Source organism: Lentilactobacillus diolivorans DSM 14421 (assembly GCF_001434255.1).
In the GTDB taxonomy this organism is placed as follows: Bacteria; Bacillota; Bacilli; order Lactobacillales; family Lactobacillaceae; genus Lentilactobacillus; species Lentilactobacillus diolivorans.
Genome location: NZ_AZEY01000007.1, coordinates 94235 through 95424 on the forward strand (window position 1 = coordinate 94235; position 1190 = coordinate 95424).

1 protein-coding gene is annotated in these 1190 nt (G+C 43.3%); it reads right to left on the reverse strand.

What is annotated here, in order from left to right; all coding sequences use genetic code 11:
- Positions 1-263: 263 nt before the first annotated feature.
- On the reverse strand, positions 264-1190 hold a 927-nt coding region (locus FC85_RS16020; protein WP_235807812.1), incomplete at its 5' end, for a transposase.

The window sequence follows — 1190 nt, forward strand, 5'->3', positions numbered from 1 at the left end:
ATGATGCATGGTTATTTGGTGATAATAAGCAGGATGCGGGTGAACTACTCGGTCATAAATGACCGAGCTTCTGGATCAAAGGGCTGCTAAGCGCCTCGCGATCTTAGAAAACGTTTAAGCTATGCAACGGCCAACGCCGCTGAGATCAATTAGATCTTAATGACTGTTTCGCACCCGTTTTGCACGCTCAGGGTGATACGCCAACAGTAACTCTTGGAGCCTTAAGGACGGCTAGGTTCTGCCCCGCCCGTTGATCAAATCAACTAATTCATTGTTACTAATGCCTTGGCCGGAATTACCTTCGGCAATTTGTCTTTAGTGATACCAGCCTTTTTTGCAACTTTAATTTTTGCTTGCCGTTCCAAATACTTAATGTGTTTTTTTTGCTCTAACGCCCAAGTCAAAATATTGCGACTGGCGTTTAAATCACGATCAATTAACTTTCCGGTATACTTAGACACCCATTGACGTTCGCCATTTGGATCGTGCTTTTCCTGGTACTGAGTGCCGAATTCAACTTGGCTGGTCTTGTAACTATCAACTTTCAAGAGCGTCTTTCCTTCACGGTCAGCTACTTGTTTGAGCAGTAAGGATATTTCGTAAGGTTTGACTTTGGCCAGTTTCCGATTCTTCCCATGGTTAGCGGCTTTTGACCACTTTCGATTTTCTTTTCGCATTTCCTTAGCGTCTAATTGCTCAATGGCGATTAAATCGTAATGATCAAACATCTGCCGGGCAATCTGGCGATACCGTTCCGTAAGTATGCCTACCCGCCGGGCAGAATAGTAACGGATTTGAATGCTCAATCTCTCAAGTTGTTGACTATCGGTGCTAAGGTGTTTTTCCTTTTTAGCCCGGCGACGCTTGAGTCCGTTAATGATTGTTTCGTATTCATCTGCCTTAGCACCGACATCAATCAGACGACGGTTAGTGAGTTTAAGATGACCAAGATAGATTTTCTCATCATCGGAAGTGTGAAAGACTTTGTTGTCCTTCATATTCCAGTCAGCACCAATCATGTTAATAGGCTTCTTCCGTTCAATTTGGTCTTTGAGTACTAATTGCAGTTCGTAAGTCCCGTCATCTTTGCGTTTGATTTTCGAGGTCGTAATCTTAGCCGTTGCTAAGTGCTTTATATTCTCAACCACTTGAATTTCGCCATAATCTTGAATCTTAATCCAGTGCGGTGA